Source organism: Agrobacterium tumefaciens, assembly GCF_005221325.1.
Taxonomy (GTDB): Bacteria; Pseudomonadota; Alphaproteobacteria; order Rhizobiales; family Rhizobiaceae; genus Agrobacterium.
The window spans coordinates 1718959-1743543 of record NZ_CP039889.1 but is presented as its reverse complement, the minus strand read 5'-3'; the positions used below and the strand labels follow the sequence as shown (position 1 = coordinate 1743543).

21 protein-coding genes are annotated in these 24585 nt (G+C 59.8%); 14 read left to right on the top strand and 7 right to left on the bottom strand.

What is annotated here, in order from left to right:
* Positions 1-31 precede the first annotated feature (31 nt).
* Positions 32-1078: an isopenicillin N synthase family dioxygenase gene (locus tag CFBP5499_RS22955; RefSeq protein WP_080827981.1), complete on the top strand. Its 1047-nt coding sequence runs from the start codon at positions 32-34 to the stop codon at positions 1076-1078.
* 114 nt (positions 1079-1192) lie between these two features.
* Here CFBP5499_RS22955 and CFBP5499_RS22950 read toward each other — a convergent pair whose 3' ends face one another.
* Positions 1193-2167: a fatty acid desaturase gene (locus tag CFBP5499_RS22950; RefSeq protein ID WP_080827982.1), complete on the bottom strand. Its 975-nt coding sequence runs from the start codon at positions 2165-2167 to the stop codon at positions 1193-1195.
* A gap of 233 nt (positions 2168-2400) precedes the next feature.
* Between CFBP5499_RS22950 and CFBP5499_RS22945 the strand changes: the two genes are divergently transcribed.
* From CFBP5499_RS22945 to CFBP5499_RS22925, 5 genes are read left to right on the top strand one after another with little or no spacing between them, the layout of a single operon-like run.
* Positions 2401-3963, top strand: coding sequence for an ABC transporter substrate-binding protein (locus tag CFBP5499_RS22945; RefSeq protein ID WP_080827983.1), 1563 nt, complete (start codon positions 2401-2403; stop codon positions 3961-3963).
* Between the two features lie 42 nt (positions 3964-4005).
* Complete coding sequence (locus CFBP5499_RS22940) at positions 4006-4986, top strand: ABC transporter permease (RefSeq protein ID WP_080827984.1); 981 nt, start codon at positions 4006-4008, stop codon at positions 4984-4986.
* Entirely contained in the window at positions 4983-5816 is an 834-nt protein-coding gene (locus tag CFBP5499_RS22935; protein WP_080827985.1) for an ABC transporter permease, read from the top strand. The genes CFBP5499_RS22940 and CFBP5499_RS22935 overlap by 4 nt, the downstream gene beginning before the upstream one ends.
* Positions 5813-6787 (top strand): ABC transporter ATP-binding protein, encoded by a 975-nt coding sequence (locus CFBP5499_RS22930; RefSeq protein WP_080827986.1) that lies wholly within the window; start codon positions 5813-5815, stop codon positions 6785-6787. The genes CFBP5499_RS22935 and CFBP5499_RS22930 overlap by 4 nt, the downstream gene beginning before the upstream one ends.
* Complete coding sequence (locus tag CFBP5499_RS22925; RefSeq protein WP_233284231.1) at positions 6784-7761, top strand: oligopeptide/dipeptide ABC transporter ATP-binding protein; 978 nt, start codon at positions 6784-6786, stop codon at positions 7759-7761. The genes CFBP5499_RS22930 and CFBP5499_RS22925 overlap by 4 nt, the downstream gene beginning before the upstream one ends.
* Here the strand turns inward: CFBP5499_RS22925 and CFBP5499_RS22920 are convergent.
* Positions 7743-8549, bottom strand: a complete 807-nt coding sequence (locus CFBP5499_RS22920; protein ID WP_080827988.1) for a phosphate/phosphite/phosphonate ABC transporter substrate-binding protein — start codon at positions 8547-8549, stop codon at positions 7743-7745. The genes CFBP5499_RS22925 and CFBP5499_RS22920 overlap by 19 nt on opposite strands.
* A gap of 84 nt (positions 8550-8633) precedes the next feature.
* Here CFBP5499_RS22920 and CFBP5499_RS22915 point away from each other — a divergent pair, with 84 nt between their 5' ends.
* Both CFBP5499_RS22915 and CFBP5499_RS22910 read left to right on the top strand, forming a co-directional pair.
* Positions 8634-10247: an FAD-dependent oxidoreductase gene (locus CFBP5499_RS22915; protein ID WP_080827989.1), complete on the top strand. Its 1614-nt coding sequence runs from the start codon at positions 8634-8636 to the stop codon at positions 10245-10247.
* A complete protein-coding gene (locus tag CFBP5499_RS22910; protein ID WP_080827990.1) occupies positions 10247-10567 on the top strand; it encodes a 4Fe-4S dicluster domain-containing protein in 321 nt (106 codons plus the stop codon). Before CFBP5499_RS22915 ends, CFBP5499_RS22910 begins: the two co-directional genes overlap by 1 nt.
* Before the next feature lie 102 nt (positions 10568-10669).
* Here the strand turns inward: CFBP5499_RS22910 and CFBP5499_RS22905 are convergent, their stop codons facing one another.
* Positions 10670-11716 carry a substrate-binding domain-containing protein gene (locus CFBP5499_RS22905; protein WP_080827991.1) on the bottom strand — a complete coding sequence of 349 codons (1047 nt, stop codon included), beginning with the start codon at positions 11714-11716 and terminating at the stop codon, positions 10670-10672.
* Between the two features lie 364 nt (positions 11717-12080).
* On the opposite strand from CFBP5499_RS22905, the gene CFBP5499_RS22900 reads away from it, so the two are divergent.
* The 4 genes from CFBP5499_RS22900 (at position 12081) to CFBP5499_RS22885 (ending at position 16993) form a co-directional block, all read left to right on the top strand.
* A complete protein-coding gene (locus CFBP5499_RS22900; protein ID WP_080827992.1) occupies positions 12081-13562 on the top strand; it encodes a sugar ABC transporter ATP-binding protein in 1482 nt (493 codons plus the stop codon).
* The gene (locus CFBP5499_RS22895) at positions 13562-14596 is read left to right on the top strand and encodes an ABC transporter permease (protein WP_080827993.1); all 1035 of its coding nucleotides are present in this window, start codon (positions 13562-13564) and stop codon (positions 14594-14596) included. Before CFBP5499_RS22900 ends, CFBP5499_RS22895 begins: the two co-directional genes overlap by 1 nt.
* 32 nt (positions 14597-14628) lie before the next feature.
* Entirely contained in the window at positions 14629-15672 is a 1044-nt protein-coding gene (locus tag CFBP5499_RS22890; RefSeq protein ID WP_080827994.1) for a substrate-binding domain-containing protein, read from the top strand.
* Positions 15673-15739: 67 nt separating this feature from the next.
* Positions 15740-16993 (top strand): LVIVD repeat-containing protein, encoded by a 1254-nt coding sequence (locus tag CFBP5499_RS22885; RefSeq protein WP_080827995.1) that lies wholly within the window; start codon positions 15740-15742, stop codon positions 16991-16993.
* Positions 16994-17055: 62 nt separating this feature from the next.
* On the opposite strand, the gene mgrA is transcribed toward CFBP5499_RS22885, so the two are convergent.
* The 4 genes from mgrA to CFBP5499_RS22865 form a co-directional block, all read right to left on the bottom strand.
* The gene (mgrA, locus tag CFBP5499_RS22880) at positions 17056-18099 is read right to left on the bottom strand and encodes an L-glyceraldehyde 3-phosphate reductase (RefSeq protein WP_080827996.1); all 1044 of its coding nucleotides are present in this window, start codon (positions 18097-18099) and stop codon (positions 17056-17058) included.
* 87 nt (positions 18100-18186) lie between these two features.
* On the bottom strand, positions 18187-19449 hold the full coding sequence (locus CFBP5499_RS22875) for an SfnB family sulfur acquisition oxidoreductase (protein ID WP_080827997.1): 1263 nt from the start codon (positions 19447-19449) through the stop codon (positions 18187-18189).
* A gap of 10 nt (positions 19450-19459) precedes the next feature.
* Positions 19460-20728, bottom strand: a complete 1269-nt coding sequence (locus CFBP5499_RS22870) for an SfnB family sulfur acquisition oxidoreductase (protein WP_080827999.1) — start codon at positions 20726-20728, stop codon at positions 19460-19462.
* Positions 20729-20945: 217 nt separating this feature from the next.
* A complete protein-coding gene (locus tag CFBP5499_RS22865) occupies positions 20946-22403 on the bottom strand; it encodes an FAD/NAD(P)-binding protein (RefSeq protein WP_080828001.1) in 1458 nt (485 codons plus the stop codon).
* A gap of 304 nt (positions 22404-22707) precedes the next feature.
* Here CFBP5499_RS22865 and CFBP5499_RS22860 point away from each other — a divergent pair, with 304 nt between their 5' ends.
* Together CFBP5499_RS22860 and rpsU are read left to right on the top strand one after the other, a co-directional pair.
* Positions 22708-24126, top strand: coding sequence for an LLM class flavin-dependent oxidoreductase (locus CFBP5499_RS22860; RefSeq protein ID WP_080828003.1), 1419 nt, complete (start codon positions 22708-22710; stop codon positions 24124-24126).
* Positions 24127-24265: 139 nt separating this feature from the next.
* Positions 24266-24496 carry a 30S ribosomal protein S21 gene (rpsU, locus tag CFBP5499_RS22855; RefSeq protein WP_080830120.1) on the top strand — a complete coding sequence of 77 codons (231 nt, stop codon included), beginning with the start codon at positions 24266-24268 and terminating at the stop codon, positions 24494-24496.
* Positions 24497-24585: the final 89 nt, after the last annotated feature.

Genomic DNA, 24585 nt, shown 5'->3' with positions numbered 1-24585 from the left:
ACAGAAACCACCCAACAGCCGGAAACAGGACATGGCATTTCAAACCGCGCCCATCGAAAATACGGCTTCGCTGCCGACACTCGACCTTTCCCGTTTCCACTCGCCGGGAGCACGTAATGAATTTGTCAGCGACCTACGCAACGTGCTCCACGACCATGGTTTTTTCTATCTCACCGGCCACGGTGTCGATCCCCGGCTGATTGACGACGTGCTGTCGACGTCGAAACGGTTTTTCGCCTTGCCGCTTGAGGAAAAGCTCAAGATCGAGATGGTGAAATCGCCGCATTTCCGTGGTTACAACCGGGCGGGTCAGGAGCGCACGCGAGGCGAACAGGACTGGCGGGAACAACTCGATATCAATACCGAAGGCGAACCGGCAAAGATCGGCCCGGACTCCCCGCCATGGAAGCGGCTGTTTGGACCCAATCAATGGCCGGAGGCTTTGCCTGAGCTCAAACCCCTGCTGCTGCGATATCAGGCGGAGGTAACGCGGATCGGCATAGATCTTCTCAAGGCGATTGCGGCCGCTCTCGGGCAGCCGGAAAATGTCTTTGCCGAGATTTACGAGCCACAACCGACGCAGCTTCTCAAAATCATCCGCTATCCCGGACGAGATGTCGCTGAAACCGATCAGGGTGTTGGCGCCCATAAAGATGGCGGCTTCGTCACCGTGCTTCTGCAGGACACGACACCGGGGCTGCGGGTACGCACCGAAACAGGCGAATGGATCGACGCACCGCCGGTGCCCGGAACCTTTATCATCAATACCGGTGAATTGCTGGAACTCGCCACCAACGGCTTCGTTCGGGCAGACGTTCATGACGTCGTGGCACCGCCGGCGGGAGTGGAGCGCTTCTCCGTCGCCTTTTTCCTCGGCTCGCGTTATGACGCGACAATACCGGTCATCGAATTACCGGACGAGCTGAAACGCTCCGAACGGGGCATTACGGTTGATCCCCTGAACCCGATTTTCCGGGAGGTCGGGCAGAACCACCTCAAGAGCCGTTTGCGCTCGCATCCCGACGTCGCGCTCGCGCACCACGCCGATCTTCTGCCTCCGGAACAAAAAACCGCTTAGTCCGGTCCATATCGAACGCCACCCCGACCGGATTCATTCCCTGACGATAGGCTTGCTGGTGCGCATTGATTTCGATGCCGCCTATCGGGGTGAGGTAGGCTTCCCCCCATAGGTTCAAACATCCTTCGTCGCAGCACCGACGGGCGATGCGTCAAGATGGCGAGGATGACGGGGATCGTCATGGGGCTTCAGGAAGAAGCGGCGAGCAACATCGAGATAGCCGTCATAGACCAGACCGCCATTGATCGTGACAAGCGTGTTTCGATGACGACGGTAGAGAACCGGAATGCTGTACCAGGGAACGGCAGGCAATTTGTGATGCAGCACATGCAGATTGTTGTAGAGAAACAGCAGCCCGAACAGCGGGCTGTTCTCGACGATCGCGGTGCGCTCATCCTGATGATCGGCATAACGGTGTTCCGCATAGGACCGCAGCCTGCTCAGCGCCGCACCCACATAAACAAAACCGAAAAAATAGAGCCAGAACGGCATTCCGCATATCCCCACCACCCAGATCAGAATACCCGCAACGCCAACCGCATGCCGGGCCCAAAGTACCGTCCGTGCCCTGTCGCCCCTGAAGACCAGAGATGCCTCCTGCGCCAGGAAATTAACGATCATGACCAGCGGGCCAAGCGCCAGTCGTCCGAGCAAGGTGGTGTTCCAAAGCGCCAGATATCGGCCGATCACCCCCATTTTTTCCCAGGCCGCCTGCGTGAAATAGGAGGATTCCGGATCTTCGATCGGATCGGTCAGATGTTCGTCGCGGTGGTGGGTCAGGTGCCCTTCCCGGTAAATGGCATAGGGCAACCAAAGGGATAAAGGCGGCCAGCCGATCGCATCGTTGATAGTGCGATAACGGGTTGGATGCCCATGAATGACCTCGTGCTGGAGCGATCCATGCCAGGCGACCAGCCATCCGCCAAGGGCAATCACGACGAGAACCGGCAAAGCTTGCCAGAACCACGTCACTGCCAGAAAGCCGCCATAGATGACGACCGCCAGAGCCACCGTCTGCCATTCGATGCGGGCAATGGCTGGAGAGTTGGTGGACGAGGAGAAGATATCAGGAGATGGAAGACGGGACATGAAGCAGGTTCCGGCTGAGACGGGTTTCGCGCACCACTATAAGGCCGGGCGCTGGCGGCCGCGCCGCACGGCTTTGCAGCGGAGACGACAAAAAGGGAAAAATGGTTTTGAACAAGGGCCCTACGGAAAATATTTATTCTATAAAATTTGTAGGTTATTGGCTTTAATCCCTCCATCGAATTGGTGAGAGCCGCCCAACCGTTGGCAGGCGCTCCATACCGGAGGGACATTTCTTGACATTCAACACCACACGCCGGCAGGTGCTCGTCGGCGGCGCGTCCATTGTGGGTCTTGCTGCTCTTGGCGGCATTCATCCCGCTTTCGCCAACACCGACCGCTCCAGGATCGTCGTCCGCGTCGAGAAAGACCTTTCAAATCTCGATCCGGCCAACCGCTCAGGCCCGATCGATCTCAACGTTCTCTGGTCGGTGCAGCAGGGCCTGATTTCCTTCAAGCCGGGCTCGACGGACTGGGAACTCGATGCCGCCGAAGAACTGGAACAGGTAAGCGACACCGAAATCCGTTTCAAACTGCGAAGCGGCCTCACCTTTACCGACGGTTATGGCGCACTGACCGCCGAAGACGTGAAATTCTCCTTCGAGCGTTTCCTCAAGCCCGATGCCGAAGGCAAGCCCGTTACCTATGCCAAGGACTGGTCGGCCCTTGATCGCGTCGAAATCACCAGCCCCCTCGAAGGCCGCATCATCCTGAAGCAGCCGGCACCGGCGCTCTATACGATCGCGCTCGCCGATGGGTCAGGCCGGATCATTTCCAGAAAGGCGTTCGAAGCGCTGGGCAAGGATATCGCCACAAAATTGATCGGAAGCGGCCCCTATGTGCTCAAGGAATGGGTTCCGCGCGAGCATTTCACTCTGGAAATCAATCCCAACTACAAGGGACCGATCAAGCCGCACTTCCAACAGATCGTCGGCAAACCGATCGGAGAGCAAAAGACATCGGAGATCGCCTTCCAGTCCGGCGAGATCGACTTCACTGCGATCGATCCCGAAAGCGGCAACGCGCTGGCGAACCTGCCGGATGCAAGCGTGACGGAAATTCCGGCCATCGATTATGTCTGGTTTGGCCCGAATATCGAGAAGGCACCGTTCAACGACATCCGCGTCCGTCAGGCTATCCGCTACGCGGTCGACATCGACGCGATCCTGCAGGGCGCCTATTCCGGCATCTATCCGCGCGCCAATTCGCTGCTGGCGCCAAGCCTGCTCGGTTACTGGAAAGAAGCGCCGGTCTATGCGCGAGATATCGAAAAGGCGCAGGCATTGCTTGCCGAAGCCGGGCACCCGAACGGCTTCAAGACAAAGCTTACCATCGAAGCAACGGCACGATATGAGGCGATTGCGCAGATCATTCAGGCCAATCTCTCCGAAGTCGGCATCGAGGTGGAGATCGAGGCGCTGGAATCCGCTGCCTACTGGGCGCTTGGCAAAAACGACGCCAGCAAGGATCTCGAACTCTCACTCGTCAAATTCAACGGAAAGTTTGACCCCGGCTTCCAGACACAGTGGTTCACCTCAGCGCAGGTCGGCCAATGGAACTGGCAGCGTTGGAAGAACGCCGATTACGATGCGCTGCACGAAAAGGGCGGCGTCACGGTCGATCCCGCCGAGCGTGAAAAGATCTATATCGAAGCCCAGAAACTGCTCGACGAATCCGCAGCCTTCATCTGGATCACGCACAATCTGAATGCTTTTGCCTCACGCAAATGGCTGAAGCCCGGTGTTCTTCCGAATGGCAACAACTGGCTTTATACGGCCTTTACGGAAGCGACGGCCTGATCCGGTGCGTGTTTTCTCCATGACTGACAGGGACGTGCTGCAATGAGGAGCGCATCCCTGCACATTCATCTCGCCTTCAAGCTGGTTACGGCGCTTCTCGCCGTGGCCGGCTCCGTTGTTTTATTGATGGCGCTCACGCGGCTGATCCCTGGCGATCCCGCAACGGTAATCCTCGGTTCACGGGCAACACCCGAGGCCGTGGCGGCACTCAACGCCCGCATCGGTCTCGACAAGCCACTGATCGAGCAGGTGTTCAGGTTTTTCGGCCAGCTTGTTTCCGGCGATCTCGGCGAAGACGTCTTTAACGGCCGGCCGGTCATCAGCCTTGTCGCGGCAGCACTACCAAATACGGTGGCGCTGGCCGTTTCCGCCATGCTCTGCGCCATCGCGCTCGGCGTACCGCTTGCACTCATCTCCGCCCGCTGGCCCGGCGGCAGTACAGACCGGCTTGTCGCCTTCCTGAGTGTCGGCTTCATCTCAACGCCCAGCTTCGTCGTCTCGGTGTTCCTTCTGATGATGTTTTCGGTGAAGCTGCGGTGGTTTCCGGTGCTGGGCGCCGGCAACAGTGGCGATATCGGCGACCAGCTCTGGCATCTCGCCCTGCCGACGGCGGCGCTGGCCGCCGGCTGGATCGGTTATATCGCCCGTCTGCTGCGCGCCTCCCTGCTGGAAGTGCTCGGTGAAAACCAAATCCGCACATTGCGGGCCTATGGTGTCAGCGAGACGAAAATCCTGGTGAAATATGCCCTGAAACCGGCGATATTGCCCACCGTCGCAGTGCTTGGCATGGGTTTTGGAGAACTTCTCGGCGGGGCGGTCTTTGCCGAAGTCATTTTCAACCGTCCCGGTCTTGGCTCATTGATCTATGATGCCATCCGCACCCGCAACTACCCGGTGGTTCAGGGCGGCGTCTTTGTCATCGTGCTGCTTTACGTCCTCACCAATCTCATTGCGGACCTTTCCCAGAGCCTGCTCGATCCGCGCGAGCGCGGCCGGCTCTTGTCCGGGAGGCAACAGCAATGAATGTCCTCCACGACCTTTCCCGCCGGCCCGGCGGCACCTTTGCGCTCTTTGCGGTCACGCTGCTCTGTCTGATGGCAATCGCTGCTCCGCTGATCGCGCCCTATGGTCCGAACGCGATCGCACCGGCCAGCCGGTTCATGGACCCGTCGCTGCAACATCTTCTGGGGACCGATCATCTCGGGCGCGACATATTAAGCCGTCTTATCTACGGCGCGCGGGTCGCACTCGGCATTTCTCTTTCCGTCATCGCCATTTCGCTGACAGCGGGTGTCGCACTCGGCGTGGCCGCCGCCCTCTCCTCGCGCGTCGTTGATCTCTTCATCGTCGGTATCTTCGATGTCGTGACGTCGTTTCCAAGCATCATCCTCGCTCTGGCGCTCGTCGCCGTCTTCGGCCCGGGTCTCGGCAACGTCGTCCTGCTTGTCAGCATCGTCTTTATCCCGCATTTCGGCCGGGTCGCCCGCGCCCAGACGATCGCGATCCGCAACAGCCCCTTTATCGAGGCAGAAAGGGTCCTTGGTGCGGAAACGTGGCGGGTCGTCCTGCATCACGTCACCCCCAACATCATCGGCCCGATTTTCGTGCTGGCCTGCATGGATATCCCCGTCGTCATCACCATCGAGGCGGGGTTGAGCTTTCTCGGTCTCGGCGTGCGCCCGCCGCTCGCAAGCTGGGGCAACCTGCTCAATGACGGCTACACCTATCTCGACCAATCGGTATGGCTCGCCACCTTTTCCGGTCTGTCGCTGATCCTGGCGACACTCGGCTTTGCACTTCTCGGTGAAGCCCTGCGCGACACGCTCGATCCGAAGCTGAGGAAAAGCCTGTGACAGACGTCCTCCTCCACATCGAAAACCTCAACGTATCCTACAGGGGTGCCGGGCACAGCGCGCATATTATCGACGGCATCGATATCACCATTGGCCGCGGCCAGTCCGTCGGCCTCGTCGGGGAAAGCGGCAGCGGCAAGTCAACAGTCGCATTCACCTTGCTCGGCCTGCTTGCCGATAATGCGGAAATCTCCGCAAACCGTGCGGCCTTCGACGGACGCGAGACAGGCCTGACATCAGGGGAAACAGCAAGGCTGCGCGGCACCGATATAGCAATGGTCTTTCAGGACCCCATGACCGCGTTGAACCCGATGTTCACGATCGGCACGCAGCTCGTCGATATCCAGCGCCGGCGATTTCCAAAGGAAAGCCGGCGAACGCTCTGGGCACGGGCCGAAGCGGTGCTTTCCGATGTGGGCTTGCAGGATGCGGCGCAGCGCATGCATCGCTATCCGCACGAATTTTCAGGCGGTATGCGGCAACGTGTCGTGATCGCCATGGCGCTTCTGGTTGAACCGAAACTGTTGATTGCCGACGAACCGACGACCGCGCTCGATGCCACTGTCGAAGCGCAGGTGGTGGAGATGCTGCATCGGCTGCGGCAGCGGACTGTCGCTTCCATGCTGGTCGTCAGTCACAGCATGGGGCTGATTGCCGAACTCTGTGACAGCGTCATCGTGATGTATGCGGGAACGGTGGTGGAAAGCGGCAAAGTAGCGGACGTCCTGCATCACCCGCACCATCCCTATACCCGGGCCTTGCTTAACTGCGAGATAGACCCTTACGCCTCGTTCGATCGTCGGCAGAATCTTGCCACCATCCCCGGTACGGTTCCCGATCCAGCCGATCGGCCACAAGGCTGCATCTTTGCGGAGCGATGTCCCTCCCGCCACGACCGTTGTACGGAAAAGCCGCCGCGTCGGCAGGCGAAGACCGGACAGAGCCTCTTCTGCTGGCTGGAGGCGGCATGATGAATACCCCTGCCCTTTCCCTGAAGAACGCGGTGATCCGTTATGACCGGCTGGTTGCCGTCGATGGCGTGTCGCTCGATCTGTTCTCCGGTGAAACCCTCGGACTTGTCGGAGAAAGCGGGTGCGGAAAATCGTCCCTCGCCCGCGCCATCGTCGGGCTTCAGCCGCTTGCCGCCGGTACGCTTTCGGTTGAGGGAGAGACGCTCGCCAATGTGACGGCGACCCGACGCAACGATCTGCAGCGCCGCATCCAGCTATTGTTTCAGGACCCCGCCGCCTCGCTTTCACCGCGCATGAAGGTGCGCGCGCTTTTGGCCGAACCGCTTAAAATCCGCAAAGTGCATTCGGCCGAAAGCTGGGCACGGATATCAGCGCTTGCAGAAAGCATCGGTCTCGGCGAGCAGCTTCTTTCACGCTATCCGCATCAGTTGAGCGGCGGGCAGGCGCGACGTGTGGCGCTTGTGCGTGCGCTTGCGGCCGAACCCTCGATCATCGTTGCCGATGAACCGACGGCTGGCCTCGATATCTCCATTCAGGGCGAATTGCTCAATCTCCTGCGCGTGCTTCGCGATCGTCTGAAGCTCAGCTATCTGCTCATCTCCCACAATCTCAACGTCGTTGGCCGCGTTACCGATCGTGTCGCCGTGATGTATCTTGGACAGATCGTCGAGAGCGGGCCGACATCCGATCTTTTTCGCAACCCCGCGCACCCCTATACGCAGGCGCTGCTCTCCGCCAATCTCACGCTTGATCCCAGCCGCCGGCGGGAGCGCATCGTTCTTTCCGGAGAATTGCCAAGCCCGGGCAACCCGCCCTCCGGCTGTCGTTTCCACAAACGCTGTCCGCTGGCGCGCCCACGCTGCACAACTGAAGTTCCAGCGCTTCTTTCCACCGGCTCATCGGGCCGCAACGTCGCCTGCCACTTCCCGCTCACAGCGGAAGCGGAAGTTCTGGCTCAGGCGATAACGGGGTAACCATGACGCGCGGCATCCCGATCAAACTCGGCCAGCACCTCATAGTCGGCGTCGCCAAGCAGGCTTATGCCGCGCAGCGAAAGTGTATCGCAGATGTGGGCAAGCTCAGGGTCGGCAATAGTCTCCGCCAGCGCGCGTCGCAGCATCACCAGTTCCATTGCCGGTGTCGCAGAAGCGGTGATGAAGGGCAGACCCGGCCCCTTTACCGTTTCGGCAAGGATGCGGACGCCCGCGACCCGTTGAGGATCGAAACGCAGGGTGTTGCCGAAAGTGACACAGTCTATGGAGGCGATATCTGCCTCACCCCTCGAAACCACATCGATGCTCGCCAGATGACCGCCTGTTTCCTCCACCGAAGAAAAGAACCGGCCGCCCTTGGCATATGGCGCCACAAAAGCGCGGAAGAGGTTGTAGCCGGAATTGCTGCCCGGCTCGTTGATGGCGGCCCGTGCACCCCGCAGTTCCTCGATCGACTGCACCGGCGACGACGCATTGACGATGATGAAGCTGCATTTGAGCGGGCCGTCGCAGCCGGGCAGGTTATAGACGGGGGTGGCCACCAGTTGCACCTTGCCGCGCAGGTGGCGCACATAGGGATATCCGCAGGTCTGGCCGAACAGCAGATCAGGCCGCAGCCAGGCTTCGTCGTAGCGGATTTTCTCATCCAGCGTCTGCGGCGCATCGACGCCGCCGGCACGAAGGCGCTTGCCCAGCGCCGCCCAGAACAGCGCCGTCGCCTCTTTCACCGGCGGAGGGCTGGCATACATGGCAAGGCTGGCGAGCGACATGGCGGAACTCCGGAAAACAACTTAAAAACCTATGCAATACATAGATTTAAAGCGCAATGCGATTTCTTCGAAAGGAAGCCTGCCGTGAGCCTGCCCTTGCAAGACACCCGCTCTTCGCCTCCCGCCACCAACATCACCTGCGACGTACTCGTCATCGGCGGAGGGCCTGCCGGCTGCTGGGCGGCATTGGAGGCGACCAGCGCGGGAGCAACCGTCGTTCTGATCGACAAGGGCTATTGCGGCAGCTCCGGCGCGACAGCCTCGGCGGGCACCCAGATCTGGTATGTACCGCCGGATGAAGCCGCGCGGGAGGCGGCCATGGCAAGCCGCGAGGCAATGGGCGGTTATCTTTCCGAACGGTCATGGATGGCGCCAGTCCTCGACAAGACTTTCGAAAGCGTCAACCGGCTGGCAGACTGGGGATATCCCTTCCCCCGCGACGACAGCGGCGAACAACAGCGCATCTCCGTTCAGGGACCGGAATATATGCGGCTTTTGCGTCGTCGGGTGAAAAACGCAGGCGTCACCATTCTGGATCATCATCCGGCAACCGGGCTGCTGACGGAGAGAGCACGCGTCGTTGGCGCAACCGGCGTGCGGCGGCAACAGGGCGGACAGTGGCGCATCGCCGCCGGTGCGGTGGTGCTGGCAACGGGCGGCTGCGCCTTCATGAGCAAGGCGCTCGGCTGTGATGTTTTGACCGGAGATGGCTATTTGATGGGCGCCGAGGCGGGCGCGGAACTCTCCGGCATGGAATTCTCGTCGGCTTATGCGATTTCGCCGGCCTTCGCGTCAATTACCAAGACGGCGCTCTACCGTTTCGCGCAGTTCTATCACAAGGACCATAGCCTGATTGAAGGCGCGGGCTCCGCAAGGGGTCGCTCGATCATCGCCCGCACCCTGCTTTCGCAACCCGTTTATGCCCGGCTCGACCTTGCCGGAACTGACGAGGTGAAAGCGATCCTGCGGCGCGCCCAGCCGAATTTCTTCGTGCCCTTCGATCGCCGCGGCATTGATCCTTTCACCGAATTCTTCGAAGTGAAGCTCCGACTGGAAGGCACGGTGCGCGGCACCGGTGGATTGCGGCTGACCGGGCTCGACTGCGCAACGACGGTCGCTGGCCTTTATGCCGCCGGTGACAATGCCACGCGCGAGCCGATCTGCGGTGGTTTCACCGGCGGTGGCAGCCACAATGCAGCCTGGGCGATTTCCACGGGCGCGTTCGCCGGCGCCGCGGCGGCGGCCTTTGCCCGCGAGGCGGCACAACTGCCGGAACGCGACCTTCCGCAGCCCACAACGCAAACCGCTTCGCCTACTGAGTCCACCGACCCTGCGGCCATCATCAAGGCGGTACAGGATGAGGTCTTTCCCCTCGACATCAACTATTTCCGCACCCACTCAGGCCTTTCGGCAGCACTGGCGCGGCTTGATTCCCTGTGGGCAAGGGTTGCCACGGCAGCGGCCGCCGATGACAGTCAGATATTGGCGTTGCGCCAGGCGCAAGCAATGGTCGCCACTGCGCGCTTCATGTATCGCGCTGCCCTGGCGCGCACCGAAACGCGCGGCATGCATCGGCGCGACGATTTTCCAAAGCAGGATCCCGCCCAGCATCACCGGCTCATTCTCAGCGGCCTCGATGCCATCTCCATCCGGCGGGAAAGCGTTGATCCCGGCATTTACACGGAGGCGGCAGAATAATGATCGAGGTTCTGGATAACGATGTCTGCACGGACTGCAATCTCTGCGTTCAGGTGTGCCCGACCAATGTCTTCGAGGCGATGCCGGAAGGCCCACCCGTCATCCTGCGACAGGATTCGTGCCAGACATGTTTCATGTGCGAGGCCTATTGCCCGGTGGATGCTCTCTATGTCGATCCGGATGCCGAGGCCGTGCATGGCCTGACACTGGATAGTGTGCGGCAGAGTAACCTCTTCGGCAGCTACAGAAAGGCCATCGGCTGGCACAAGGACACACGTCAACGCCGCCACATCGACGATCACTTCCGCCTTCCCCAATAACCGGCTGTTCTGGCGCCACAAGTGCGTGTTAAGCAGACCCGGACATGAAAGCGCCCCGGCACGGCGTGCCGAGGCGCTTCCCATATCCGTTTTCCAGGCAGCTCAGAAGGCTGCGGCCGGTATCCAGCTCGCCGTAGCGGCTGTGCTGGTCGAGAAAGCGGGGATTTTCTTTGCAAGCTCTTCGATGGTTTTCACATCCGCGGTCCGCAGTTGCTCCTGCGTCACCAGTACCGGATCGACGACGATGTTTCTCGGCACGGTTTCGCCGGCGATCTCCAGTGCGGCAGCGCGCACCGACACAGCACCGACGACAGCCGGATTGGTCGCCGCGGTTGCAACCCAGGGGCTGCCCGGCTCGACGATTTCCTGAATATCGGCCGTGGAGATATCGGCGGAATAAATCCTGATTTTATCGCTGATGCCAATATCCGCCGCGGCCAGCTTCACGCCGCGGGCAAATTCGTCATAGGGCGCAAAAATCACGGAAATTTTCGGGTTGGCGCGCAAAACGGCTTTTGCCTGATCCGCCGTGGCCGCAGCGGTCGTATCACTGACCGTGCCGAAACGGGCCTTCTCGACAATGCCCTTATTGGCTGCCTTCACCTTGTCCCACACCTCGTTGCGACGGTCGAGCGGTGCGAAGCCCGCCACATAGGCATAACCGGCTTCGAAATTCGTGCCGTTATCCTTCAGGGCCTGATCGAGCGCCAGCTCGGCCAGACGATGATCCGACTGTTCGACCTGAGGGATTTTCGGATTGTTGAGGTTCACGTCGAAAGCCACGACCTTGATGCCCTTATCCAGCGCCTGCTGAACGACATCCGTCAGCGATTCCGGCTGGCCGTGATCGATGATGATGGCCTCAACACCCAGATTGATCGCCTGCAGGATTTGCTCACGCTGCTGCGCCGCATCCTGTCTGCCGGGAAATATCCTGAGGTCGGCGCCCAGCGCCTTGGCCTGCGCTTCAGCGCCGGACTGGTAGGCCTGGAAGAAATCGCCGGCGGAAATATAACTGATCAGGGCGATCTTGACGCCGCCCTTGTCGAAAGGGTTGGGCGCGCCTTTCAATCCTTCCGCGCCTGCCGCCCCGGCGGCCAGAAGCGAAGGCAAAAGCGCAAGGGCGAGATAACCGGGTTTCAAAGACATCGGGATTTTTCTCCAATTGGATGGCCGCTGTACGAACCCTCGAATTAAGAGCACATAATCTATCGGTTTTATGGGTTTAAAATTGCTATTTTGCTCGGGATAACGAGTTTTCTTTTGTCCGCAAGACGCATGCAGGGAGAGGTTTTGCTCATGGCGGAAAGACGAGCGCGCGCCAAGTCGTTTGTAACGACAACTAATGTCGGGTCCCATGCGGCATGAAATTGATGAATTTCAAAACCTTGGAACGGATGCCGGGACGCGGGGAAATTTATTCCATGCTTTGTCGACACAATAGAAGGGCCATTCTTGTCTGTCGCTGCAAAAGTATTACCAAACTGGATTGTTACAGGATGGATTTCCGCACATGCCCCTTCTCGACGTCCAGAACATTTCCCATGCCTTCGGCTCCACCAAGGCTCTCACCGATGCGCATCTCACGATCGAGGCGGGTGAAGTCGTCGCACTGATGGGCGCAAACGGCGCTGGAAAATCCACGCTCGTCAAAATCCTTTCCGGGCTTTATCGGCCGGATGCCGGAACGATGACATGGCAAGGCAAACCGTTTTCGCCGCAAAGCCCGGCAGATGCGGCATCGCAGGGCATCGTGACGGTTCATCAATCAACGGATGTCGTTGGCATTCCCGGTCTGACGGTCGCGGACGCGCTGCTTCTCAACCATTTCGTTGATGGCCGTCATCCCTTCTTCCTGTCGAAAAAATCGGTCCGCCGGCAGGCTGCGGCCATTCTCTCAGAAACGGGTTTCGATCTGCCGTTCGACCGGGATTTCGAAACACTGAGCGCCGCCGACCGGCAGCAGGTTGCCATTGCCCGCGCGTTAGCGAACAAAGCACGGTTGATCATTCTGGACGAACCGACGGCCAGTCTTTCCTCCCGGGAATCCGCTCGTCTCTACGATCTCGTGCGCTCCCTGAAGGCGCGTGGGATCGGTGTGCTCTACATCTCGCATCGAACCGCCGATCTAGAAGCGCTCGCGGACCGGGTCGAAATCCTCCGGGGTGGGCGTAATGTCGGCTCCTTTGTGCGGCCGGTCGATTTCAATGCAGCCATTGAAACCATGATCGGCCGCTCACTGAATGCGGCGCGCCCGGACCGGCGGCGCGATTTCGAAAAGACGGTTCTGCGGCTGGAAAACACGCATCTTCTGCCGGAAAGCGCGCCGTTTTCCCTCTCCGTTCGGGAGGGAGAGGTGGTCGCCATCACCGGCGTTCTCGGCGCCGGCAAAAGTCGTCTTCTGTCCACGCTGTTCGGCCTTGGCGCGTTTTCGGGCGGACAGGCGTTTCTGGATGGCAAGGCCTATGCGCCGGGCAGTCCCGCCGGAGCAATCGCCGCCGGTGTGGTGATGGCCGCCGAAGATCGGCATAAATCGTCCTTCATCCATGCCGACTGGCCGGGCGAAAGCATTGCCGCAACCATCAGCCTGCCGCATCTCAACCAATGGTATCCATCGGGCTTCCTGTTATCCAACCGGGAAAAAGAAGAAGGCCGCAAAGCGATCCAGCGCCTGTCAATCAAGGCGCAATCGGCCGACGCTTCCGTCTGGTCGCTTTCGGGCGGCAACCAGCAGAAGGTCGTCATCGGCCGCTGGGAAGCCGAGCCCAGCCGCCTGCTCCTGCTGGATGAGCCATTTCAGGGCGTCGATGTCGGCGCCCGGCAGGATATCATCGCCGCCATCCGCCATCATTCCGAGCGCGCGACGCTCATCGCCACGTCCGACCCGGAGGAGGCTTACGAAGTGGCTGACCGGGTTCTCGTGATGGATGGGCACACCCTTTTTGAACAAACCAACGATGCCGGAACGCCGCATCTTCACAAGGAACTTGCCTGATGGTCGACGGCACCCGAGAGATTTCGGAACAAGCCAAACAAACAGCGACGCTGGAAAACCTGCGAAACGCGATAAGACGCGGTGCGGTTTTCCTGTTGCTCGCGGCAATGGTGGTCGGCTTTTCGCTGGCGCAGCCCGCCTTCATTAACATCAATAATCTCATGAGCATCCTGCAGGCGGTCTCGGTCGTCGCCATCATCGGTGCGGGGGTTAGCGTCACGCTTGCCATCAATGGCTTCGACCTCTCGGTCGGGGCGGTGGCGGCATCCAGCGTCATGGCCGCAAGTTATGCAATGATCGTGCTGGGGCTGAACGTCTGGCAGACGGTGCCGCTGGTGCTGGCCTTCGGCGCGCTTGTCGGCCTTGCCAATGCTTTCCTGATCGTCAAGCTCAAAGTGCCCGACCTGCTGGCCACGCTCGCCACCATGTTCCTGCTGACCGGCCTCCAGCTCATCCCGACGGCCGGCCGTTCCATCTCCGTCGGTCTCATCCTGCCCGACGGTTCGACGGCCAGCGGCAAATACGATCCCGCCTTTCTCACCATCGGACGCTCGAGCCTGTTCGGCCTCATTCCTCTGCCCGTGGTGCTGATGGCCATCGTCGCCATCGTTCTATTCATTCTGACCGAAAAGACGCGGCTCGGCCGCCTGATCTACGCCACCGGCGGCAATGAAACAGCCGCGCGGCTTGCCGGGGCCAATGTCGACAGGATCAAGACCTTCGCCTATGTGCTTTCGGGCACGCTCGCAGCCCTTGGCGGCATCATCGTTGCCGCCCGTGTCGGCCGGGGTGACGTTTCCTCCGGCGCTTCGCTGCTGATGGATTCGGTCGCGGCCGCGCTGATCGGCTTTGCGGTTCTGGCGCTGCGCCGCCCGAACGTTCTCGGCACGCTGGTGGGTGCCGTTTTCGTCGGCGTGCTGCTCAATGGCCTCACCATGCTGAACGCACCTTATTACACGCAGGACTTCATCAAGGGCGCCGTTCTCGTTGGCGCGCTGGCGCTGACCTACGGCGTTGCCCGCACAAAAAACTGACCTTTCAATATCCGTCCAGAGAAGTGGAAACCATGTTCAAGACCGTCAAGAAACTGGCCGCGGCCGTCATTTCGCTTACCCTCATCTCCACCAGCGCCTTTTCCGCCGGCATCGAAGGTGCCCCGGCACCCTTCGACAAGAAGACCGTCAACATCGCCGTCGTCAGCTTCCTCGGCAGCGGCGACTGGTTGCAGGCCTTTGAGGCGGGCGTGAAGCGCCAGGCCGATACGCTCGGCGTCAAGCTCACTGTCTCCCAGGCCCGCAATGACAACGACACGCAGAGAAACCTCGTCGAGCAGGCGATCAATCTCGGCGTTGACGGCATCATCATCAACAACGGCCGCCCCGAAGTGCTGAAGGACGTGGCGCAGAAGGCGCTCGACAAGGGCATCAAGGTCGTCGCCTATGACGTGGACCTCGAGAACCCGCAAATCCCGCAGATCGAACAGAGCGACAAGGACATGGCGAAGCTTGTGCTCGATCAGGCCGTGAAGGACAAGGGTGACGGCTTCGTTGGTGGGGCGGTCTACGTGGCCGGCTTTGCGCCTCTCGACCGGCGTTACGCGGTGTGGAAAGACTTCATCGCCAAACACAATCTGAAGGAAAAAGCCGTCTGGGGCGTCGTCAACGATACGGTGCCGGCCTCCGTCGCCGATCAGACAAAGGCCATCCTGCGCGCCAATCCGGATATTTCGGTCATCTTCACCCCTTGGGATGAGTTCGCCAAGGGCACTAAACTCGCCATCGACGAACTCGGCCTGTCGCAGCAGGTGAAGATTTACGGCGTCGATATTTCGACGGCGGACATCCAGCTCATCACCGAGCCGGACAGCGCATGGGTCGCCACCGCCGCGACCAACGCTGCCGTCGTCGGCGAAGTGTCGGTGCGCGCCGCCGCACTTTCCATCGCCGGCCAGTTCCCCGGCCGGTCGGTCCTGTTGCAGCCGACCCTCATCACCCGTGACGATCTGGTGAAAAACGACATCGGCACCATCGAGGATCTCCAGAAGAAATTCCCGGCATTTCTGAAAAGCGACGCCGCAACCGCCACCTGGATTCCCGCCGTCAAGCACTGACCCCTTTCGCCAAGATGCGCCGCCGCTCACGGACGGCGCTTTTCCCGTCGCAACGCAAGAGCAGACCATGGCCGCCACAGACCTTCCGACACCCGATTTTGCCCGTAACATGAAACTCATCGGCCATAGCGATATCGGCGGCCGTGGCGATGGCCTGCAACTGATGGTCCACCGGGGTTACGCCTATGTGGCGCATCCATGGTCGCAGGGTTTTTCGATCATCGACGTGCGCGACGCGAAAAACCCTGTCACCGTCAACTACGTACAGGCTCCGGCCAATACCTGGAACATTCACCTGCAGACGCATGACGACCTGCTGCTGGTCATCAACGCGCTCGATCTTTTCGCTGACGTCCAGTCGTTCACCGACGAAAAGGCCTATTACACCAAATCGGTCGGCGAGACGGTCGCTGCGGAGAAACGGGAGCGGGTCTGGACTGCCGGCATGACGGTTTTCGACATCTCGACACCCGATAGCCCTAAGAAAATCGGACAGCTGGATGTCGAAGGCATCGGTTTCCATCGCCTGTGGTATGTGGGCGGCCGTTATGCCTACGCTTCGGCGCTGCTGGACGGCTTTTCCGATTACATCTTCGTCACGATCGATCTTGCCGATCCAACGAAACCGCAATTGCTGGGCCGCTGGTGGTTGCCCGGCATGAACACGGCCGAGGGTGAAAAACCGGCTTGGGGCAAGGGAAAACGGTATGCCCTGCATCACGCGCTGGTGCATGGTGATACCGCCTATGCCTGCTGGCGCGATGGCGGCCTAACTTTGCTCGACGTAAGCGATCATTCGACCCCCAAACTCATCGCCCACCGCAACTGGTCACCGCCCTATGGCGGCGGTACCCATTCTCCCCTGCCCTTGCCGGGCCGCGACCTGCTGGTCGTTGCCGATGAAGCCGTGCTTGATAATGAGGAGGATGGGCGCAAACATACCTGGATTTTTGACATCCGCGTTCCGGAAAATCCGGTCAGTATCTCGACATTCCCCATCCCGAACGAGATCGATTACGCGAAGAAGGGCGGCCATTTCGGCCCGCACAATCTGCACGAAAACCGGCCGGGTTCCTTCGTGTCGGAAACGCTGATCTTCGCCACCTGGCAGAATGCCGGCATCCGGGCCTTCGATATTTCTGACCCCTATCATCCCGTTGAAACCGGCGCCCTCGTTCCGGCGGGGCCGACAACGATGACGGACCGGCGACCGGGCCGCCCAAAGGTCATCCAGTCGGCCGATGTCTTTGTTGATGCCAATGGGCTGATATACGCGACCGACTATAATGCCGGGCTGGAAATCATCGAATATGGCGGTTGAAGCGAATTCTTAAAGAAAATCGCCCGGGGAAATCCGGGCGATTGTTGGTAGAACAGGGTGCATCAGACCACTTCGTCGTGGGACGGTTTTTCCCACAGATTGATGCCGCCTTCGACGGCATAACGATCGATTTCCGCCAGCTCGTCCGTCGTGAAATACGGGTTGTTGAGTGCGGCGACATTTTCCTCCACCTGCCTGGCAGAGCTTGCACCGATCAGTGCCGAGGTAACGCGCTGATCGCGCAACACCCAGGCGATGGCGAGCTGCGCCAGCGACTGGCCACGATTTCTGGCAATTTCATTCAGCGCACGAGCCCGTTCGATATTTTCCTGCTTCAGATGCTCCGGCCGCAGGAAATCCCCGCCGGGACGGTTGACGCGCGCATCCTGCGGCACACCATCAAGATATTTGTTGGTCAGCAGTCCCTGCGCCAGCGGCGTGAAGGCGATCACCCCCGCGCCCACCTCGTCGGTCGCGTCAAGCAGGTCCTTTTCAGCCCAGCGATTGAAGAGATTATAGGCAGGCTGGTTGATGAGAAGCGGCACACCGCGCTCTTTCAGCAGAGCGGCAATTTCACGCGTCTTCGCACCGGAATAGGACGACACGCCGACATAGAGCGCCTTGCCCTGGCGAACGGCCTGCGCCAGTGCATCTGCGGTTTCCTCGAGCGGCGTTTCCGCATCGAAACGATGCGAGTAAAAAATATCGACATAGTCCAGCCCAAGCCGTGTCAGGCTTTGATCGAGGCTGGAAAGCAGCGCCTTTTTGGAGCCGCCGCCACGTCCATAGGGACCGGGCCACATGTCCCATCCGGCCTTGGTGGAGATGATCAGCTCGTCGCGGTAATTGGCGAAATCCTGTTTCAATATATGGCCGAAATTCACTTCGGCGCTGCCGGCGGGCGGGCCGTAATTATTGGCGAGATCGAAATGGGTGATGCCGAGATCGAAGGCCTTGAAAAGAATGGAACGTTGCGTTTCGAGCGGCGTCGTATCGCCGAAATTGTGCCAGAGACCAAAGGAAATCGCCGGCAGTTTCAGGCCGCTACGCCCCACACGGCGGAAGGTGGCGTCTTCATAGCGGTTGGGATCTGGATGATATGTCATGGTCTGTGTTTCCTGGTGGCGTTGAATAGCCGTCCGGCGATTGGTGATCGCCGGTTCGGGTGGGAGATTTGATCTTGAAACCGGAAGCTAGATGGCCCCGTGTCGCGGCGGCAGCGCGCCGTTCAGATAAAAATTGCCGATATGGTGATATTTCCAGCGGACGGGATCATGCAGCGAATGTGTTCGGGCGTTGCGCCAGTAACGATCGAGCCCGTAGCTTTCCAGCGTGGAGCGCGCGCCGCCGAGTTCGATGAGCTTGGTAGACGCAAGCTGCGCAACTTCCGTGCCCAGTGACTTGACCTCCGCCACCGCGATGGAGGCCGCTGCCACCGTTTTTTCGTCCGGTGCCGCAATTGCCGCGTCGAGAATACGACCGGCTCTTGCAAGAAGCGCATCGGCCGCATGCACGCGAATGGAAACGTCGCCAACGGCATGGATGGTATGCGGGTCTTCGTAACCGTGCTCGATGCTCAACTCGAAAAACGGGCGGGCATGGGCGCGAACATAGGAAATCGTCTCCGCCAGCGCGCCGCGCGCAATACCCACCTGAACCGCCGCATGAATGATCTGCGCAAAAGGTCCCATGGCCGTCGGCCGCTCGAAAACGACATCGTGATCCACGACCTGAAACGGTGTGATTTCGATATCATCGAACGTCACAGTGCCGCTGCCGGTCGTGCGCTGGCCGAAGGACGTCCAGTCATCGATGAGGGAAAGGCCGGCCGTTGCACGATCGATAAAGACGATATTCACCCGCCCGTCCGGCCCCTTGGCGACCACAACGATAATGTGGGCAAACAGAGAACCGGTGGAATAGAACTTCTGTCCGTTTAGCAGCAGCTTGCCGTCCCGCTCGGCGAAGTGCGTCTTGTAATCAACAGGGGTTTTCGTGCCGATTTCGGTAAAGGCATTGCCCAGCCGGTCTCCGTCGAGAACGCGCTCAAAGTAATGCCGCTTCTGTTCTTCGCTGCCCGCAAGCCGCAAGGCCTCGACCATATAGAAATGGTTTTGCGGAATTTGCCCGATGCTGCCATCGGCGGCGGAGATGATCGCCGTCACTTCCGCAAGCGTGACCGCTGAAACACCGGCACCGCCGAATTCTTTCGGCACGGTAATGGCCCACAGGCCGCTTTGCGAGAAGCGCTCGATTTCGGCGAGCGGCAGCCGCCGCTCGCGGTCACGCTCGGCGGCCCCGGCGGCAAAGACGCGCGCCAGTTCGTGCGCAACGGCAATGGCCTCGGCATCGTCCTTTATGATGTGCGCTTTCGTCCGGCGCGGCGGAATATGCGGCGCAGGCTTTCCCGAGGTCAACGCGGCCTCGCGATGCAGCTTCCGGTCAGTCGTTGTCATTGAAGCCGCCTCAATTCCAGGCATGGCGCGGGGGGTGCGCGCCGTTCAGATAATAATTTCCGACATGGAAATATTTCCATCGCACTGGATCGTGCAACGTGTGGACGCGGGCGTTTCGCCAGTGCCGGTCAAGCCCGTGCTCGGCAAGTGTCGAACGGGTGCCGGCAAGTTCGAACAGTTTGTTGGTTGCCAGAATAGCGATTTCGGTGGTCAAAACCTTCGATTCCCCGGTCTTGATCGTCGCTTCCGAAACGGTTTCCAGCGTCGTGTTCCGCTTTGCGGCGTCGATGCTATAACCAGCAATTTCGAGAAGCGCCTCGGCTGCATGCAGGCGGATTTTCAGATCGCCGATGGCGGCGATGGTAAAGAGGTCTTCGCCGGCCGTCTGCTTGCCGCTGTCGAGCCATGGCCGGCTGTGTTTGCTGATGAAGGCGATGGTGTCATCGATCGTTCCCCGCGCGATGCCCACGTCGATTGCCGACTGGATGATCTGCGAAACCGGGCCGCCAATGGTGGGATGATCGAAGGAGGTGACCTTCACCGCCCTCTCCCTGGGAACACGGACATTTTCGATTTTCACCGATCCCGACGCCGTGGTGCGCTGGCCGAAGCTCGACCAGTTGTTGGTCACCGTCAGGCCCGTAGCGTCGCGGTCGGCGAAAACGAGATATCCCTGCCCCGACTCATCGACGGCGACAATCGGCACGATATGCGCGAGAAGTGCGCCGGTCGTATAAAATTTCTCGCCATTGACGATGACATTGTCGCCGTCATGGACCACTTTCGTCTCGAAATCGGCGACGGTCTTGCTTTTCAGTTCGGAAAACGCGTTGCCGTAACGAATGCCCTCAAGCGCCAAGCCGAAAAACAGCTTTTTCTGGTCTTCCGTGCCATCAAGTTCGACGGTGGCGACGATTGCCAGATGGTTCTGGGTGATCTGAGCGATGGCGGGATCGGCTGCCGCAATCGTCGCAATGACTTTGGCAAGCGTGGCATAGGATACTTCGGGCCCGCCATAGGCCTTGGGAACAAGGATACTCCAGAGACCGCTCTGGGAATATTCGTCCAGCTCGTCGATCGGCAAAAGGCCTTCGCGATCCCGCAGCGCCGCCCCGACCTTGAATTTTTCCGCCAGCCGCTGCGCAATTTCTATGGCTTCCGCGTCTGATGAAACGATATGCGCCGGTGTGGATGGGCGCGGACGCGGCGAAATCGGGTCCGCGGAATTGACGCGTGGATGAACACTATAATCGATCTTGGTCTCGGAAATCGTGCCCATGGGACGCCTCGCAAACACGGTGAATGATGGCGTGAGCATCGCACAAGGCGCGGCACTGAACAGTAATTCTATGTTTTTTATGCTCTAAAAGAGAGAAGGTTTTTCTCTAAATAACGAGAAAAATGAAAGAGCGCCTCAACGGTCAGAGGGGGTGGCAGCGTGACGTCTTGAGGCTCGCGTCTGGCGCAAGAGGCTTCTTCCCTTTCGTTTTGCCGGTTCAGCGATCAGACGTCGATTCGAGCGGCTCCAGTGACCCGTGGCGTTCCGCCGCTGCCGATGCAAGGCTGTGCGCAATCTCGCCGGCCACGTAGACCGCGTGTTCCGTCACCTGTGGCAAGCCCATCAACTCTCCGAAGGTTCCGCGCGCCAGCGGACCGCCGATCAACAGTGTTTCGACACTCTTGCCCAGACTGTCGATGGCGCGCGATCGTTCGTCGCAACGGATACCGAGACCTGTCGGGCAGAGTGTCAAAAGGCCGGCATCCTCCAGACCGGACAGAAAGGCCTGAGATTTCAAAATTCCGCCATGGGCGGGACCGGTGGTGACGATGATCGCATCCAAATCGATTTGCGTGATGTTCTTCTGGCCACGAAGCCTGAGATCGACATGCAACGAACCCTCCTCGTCAGCTTGCGCAGACACGAGCGAACCGGCGACGATCCGCAACTGACCGGAGACGATGGCTTCGTCCAGAAGCGTCTCCACCTGCGGCGCGATCCTGAAACGATGCGCGTCCCAGAAAGGCCGCAGCCAGCGCACGACCCTGCGTCGTTCATTCAAGGGGAGATTCCGCCATATGTCCCGCCCCTGAAGTCGAACGGCATCCAGAACGCCATGCCACGTCACGCCGCTTGCTTGCGCCGCGCGCAAAGCTTCGCGAACCCGCCGCAGCAATTCCGACGCGCTTCTCAACGGCGGATCGGCAAAATCCCCATAGGGCTCCTGCGGCACGGCCGGATGGCCGCGCGACCGCAGACCCCTGCGCGATAGTGAAACGACCGACCCGTGATGGCCGCGCCGCTTCAGCGCGGCAAATGCATCGGCCGCCGTCAGACCATTGCCGACGATCAGAATGCGATCACCCGCGGCGATGTCATCAAGCGCGGCATCGGCATTTACATCAGCCACCAGCTTCGGATGGTTGGCAAGCGGGACCAGTGCCCGCGGAAGGGCCGGCGGGGGATGGCTTGTCGCCACCACCACGATATCCGCGAAGTGACTGTCGCCATCTGCGGTATGCAGTTCCCAGCCGTCGCCGTGACGGGCCACATGCACGACCTTGCTGCGCTTGTGCTGAAGGGTGCCCGCATCCAGCAAAGGAGCAATTTCGGCGGCAACATAGGCGCCAAATACCTTGCGCTGCGGATAGGCCTGCCCATCCGCCAACACCGCCGCCGCATCCTCGGTCAGGGCGTTCGTGCTGTCGAGATAACGGACGAAACTATCGGGATCGTCAGGGTAAAGCGTCATGCGCCCGGCCGGCACGTTGATCCGGTTGGCGGGCTCCGGCGTGGAATAGGCTAGTCCCGCGCCGAGCCTCTCCCTTGGCTCGAATACGACGATCCCTACCCCTCCAAGCCCACCAACGGCCCGATGGAGATGAACGGCAAGCGCCGCTCCGCTAAATCCACCGCCAATGATGGCGACAATGGTATTCTTCCGGTTTACTGACATCTCAACTCATGTGATCCCGTCGGCTTGCGACCTGCACGAAATCTACAACATTTATCGATTTAGGGACCTTACGAACTTCCAATTTTGACAGGCGTGACGAAAAATTCATCCGCGACACCCATCGCGCTGCGGCAGTTTTATTCGGCTGCATTTCTTATTCTTCCGAAACGCGGGGATAGGGCTCCTGCCAGCGCCAGACAATGCGCAATTTTATTCTCCTCATTAGTCTATAAAAAATATCAGGAAACTGTAACGCGTCTCATGTCCCCATTATTCTCGGCTGCGACACATCCGGGAGTTCAGCATGAGCAAGACCATTCGCTTCAACGCCTTCGACATGAATTGCGTTGGCCATCAATCGCCGGGCCTATGGGCGCATCCGCGCGATAAATCCTGGAAATACAAGGATCTCGATTATTGGCAGGATCTGGCCCGCACGCTGGAGCGCGGCGTGTTCGATGGCATCTTCATTGCCGATGTCATCGGCTACTACGACGTCTATAAGGGTTCGAACTATCACGCGATTCATCAGGCCGCGCAGATACCGGTGAACGATCCGCTACAGCTTGCCGCCCCGATTGCACTAGCGACGGAACATCTGGGCATAGGCATCACAGCCTCCACCTCGTTCGAACATCCCTACACATTCGCGCGCCGGCTTTCGACCGCCGACCACCACAGCAAAGGCCGGATCGGCTGGAACATCGTGACCTCCTATCTGGAAAGCGGCGCAAAGAATATCGGAGAGGGTGGCCTGCGCCGCCATGACAACCGCTATGAAGTGGCCGCCGAATATATCGAAGTGCTCTACAAGCTTTTCGAAGGAAGCTGGGAAGAAGGTGCGGTGCTGCGTGACCGTGACCGGCGCATCTTCACCGATCCCGCCAAGGTTCACGAGATCGGGCACAAGGGCAAATATTTCGAGGTGCCGGGCTACCACCTGAGCGAGCCCTCCCCGCAACGCACCCCGGTTCTTTATCAGGCCGGAGCTTCAGGCCCGGGTAAGGCCTTTGCCGCCGAACATGCCGAATGCATCTTCGTTGCCGCCCCGACCAAATCCGTTCTCAAGCAACACGTCGCGGAAACCCGCCGCCGCGTGGCCGAAGCCGGACGTGACCCCAAAAAGGTCTACATCTACACGCTGGTCACCATCATCACCGACGAGACGGACGAAAAGGCACAGAAGAAGTTCGAGGAATACCGGGATTATGTCTCCTATGACGGCGCGCTGGTCTTCATGTCCGGCTGGAGCGGTATCGATTTCGGCCAATATGCGCCAACGGACCAGGTCAAGAAGGTCGAAACGAATGCGATCCACTCCTTCGTCGAGCACATTGCAGGTGGCGACAAATCCTGGACGATCGACGAACTGGCGAAATTCGGCGGCATCGGCGGCCTCGGGCCCGTCTTCGTCGGCTCCCCTTCCCGCATTGCCGATATCCTGCAGGAATGGGTAGATGATACTGATGTCGACGGCTTCAACCTCGCCTATGCGGTGACACCCGACAGTTTCGAGGACGTGGTGGCTTATATCGTACCCGAACTTCAGAAACGCGGCGTTTATCCCAAGGCGTACAAGCCGGGCACACTCCGTGAAAAGCTGTTCGGCGATGGCGACTATCTGGCGGCCAACCATCCGGCCAACCGCTATCGCGACATTGAAGCGGTCAAGCGGGAAGAAGCGGAAGCGGCCGGCACGATACCGAAGAGTGCCGCGGTCTGAAACGACCTGTCGCCCAGGCCGTCTCGCGCCGCCCCTGCTAAGGCGCCATCCGCGGTGGTTGAAAATATTGGGCTCTTGAAATGACATGAACAGAATGGATATGGTGCCGTGCCACGTTGGCAGACCTCAAGAGGGAAAAATGCAGGTTTTAGTTCGCGACAACAATGTTGATCAGGCGCTACGCATTCTCAAAAAGAAGCTCCAGCGGGAGGGCGTTTTCCGCGAAATGCGCCTGCGCGAAGCTTTTGAGAAACCATCCATCCGAAAAGCGCGAGAGAAAGCTGAAGCTATCGGTCGCCAGCGAAAGCTGGTCCGCAAGCAAATGCAGCGAGAAGGTCTTCTTCCGTCAAAACCCAGGAAAGGCAAGTGATCGCGACCTCAACGTCGAGCTAGCCGGTTTTATCGATGGAACCGACTGCACATGCGCAATCGTTGCGTATGTGCAGTCGAAACGGCCAC

What these genes read in the sequence shown, in the direction of transcription:
- CFBP5499_RS22955 (WP_080827981.1), top strand. Translation starts at nt 32, where the DNA reads ATGGCATTTCAAACCGCGCCCATCGAAAATACGGCTTCGCTGCCGACA.
- CFBP5499_RS22950 (WP_080827982.1), bottom strand. Translation starts at nt 2,167, where the DNA reads ATGTCCCGTCTTCCATCTCCTGATATCTTCTCCTCGTCCACCAACTCT.
- CFBP5499_RS22940 (WP_080827984.1), top strand. Translation starts at nt 4,006, where the DNA reads ATGAGGAGCGCATCCCTGCACATTCATCTCGCCTTCAAGCTGGTTACG.
- CFBP5499_RS22935 (WP_080827985.1), top strand. Translation starts at nt 4,983, where the DNA reads ATGAATGTCCTCCACGACCTTTCCCGCCGGCCCGGCGGCACCTTTGCG.
- CFBP5499_RS22925 (WP_233284231.1), top strand. Translation starts at nt 6,784, where the DNA reads ATGATGAATACCCCTGCCCTTTCCCTGAAGAACGCGGTGATCCGTTAT.
- CFBP5499_RS22920 (WP_080827988.1), bottom strand. Translation starts at nt 8,549, where the DNA reads ATGTCGCTCGCCAGCCTTGCCATGTATGCCAGCCCTCCGCCGGTGAAA.
- CFBP5499_RS22910 (WP_080827990.1), top strand. Translation starts at nt 10,247, where the DNA reads ATGATCGAGGTTCTGGATAACGATGTCTGCACGGACTGCAATCTCTGC.
- CFBP5499_RS22905 (WP_080827991.1), bottom strand. Translation starts at nt 11,716, where the DNA reads ATGTCTTTGAAACCCGGTTATCTCGCCCTTGCGCTTTTGCCTTCGCTT.
- CFBP5499_RS22900 (WP_080827992.1), top strand. Translation starts at nt 12,081, where the DNA reads ATGCCCCTTCTCGACGTCCAGAACATTTCCCATGCCTTCGGCTCCACC.
- CFBP5499_RS22895 (WP_080827993.1), top strand. Translation starts at nt 13,562, where the DNA reads ATGGTCGACGGCACCCGAGAGATTTCGGAACAAGCCAAACAAACAGCG.
- CFBP5499_RS22890 (WP_080827994.1), top strand. Translation starts at nt 14,629, where the DNA reads ATGTTCAAGACCGTCAAGAAACTGGCCGCGGCCGTCATTTCGCTTACC.
- CFBP5499_RS22885 (WP_080827995.1), top strand. Translation starts at nt 15,740, where the DNA reads ATGGCCGCCACAGACCTTCCGACACCCGATTTTGCCCGTAACATGAAA.
- mgrA (WP_080827996.1), bottom strand. Translation starts at nt 18,099, where the DNA reads ATGACATATCATCCAGATCCCAACCGCTATGAAGACGCCACCTTCCGC.
- CFBP5499_RS22875 (WP_080827997.1), bottom strand. Translation starts at nt 19,449, where the DNA reads ATGACAACGACTGACCGGAAGCTGCATCGCGAGGCCGCGTTGACCTCG.
- CFBP5499_RS22870 (WP_080827999.1), bottom strand. Translation starts at nt 20,728, where the DNA reads ATGGGCACGATTTCCGAGACCAAGATCGATTATAGTGTTCATCCACGC.
- CFBP5499_RS22865 (WP_080828001.1), bottom strand. Translation starts at nt 22,403, where the DNA reads ATGTCAGTAAACCGGAAGAATACCATTGTCGCCATCATTGGCGGTGGA.
- CFBP5499_RS22860 (WP_080828003.1), top strand. Translation starts at nt 22,708, where the DNA reads ATGAGCAAGACCATTCGCTTCAACGCCTTCGACATGAATTGCGTTGGC.
- rpsU (WP_080830120.1), top strand. Translation starts at nt 24,266, where the DNA reads ATGCAGGTTTTAGTTCGCGACAACAATGTTGATCAGGCGCTACGCATT.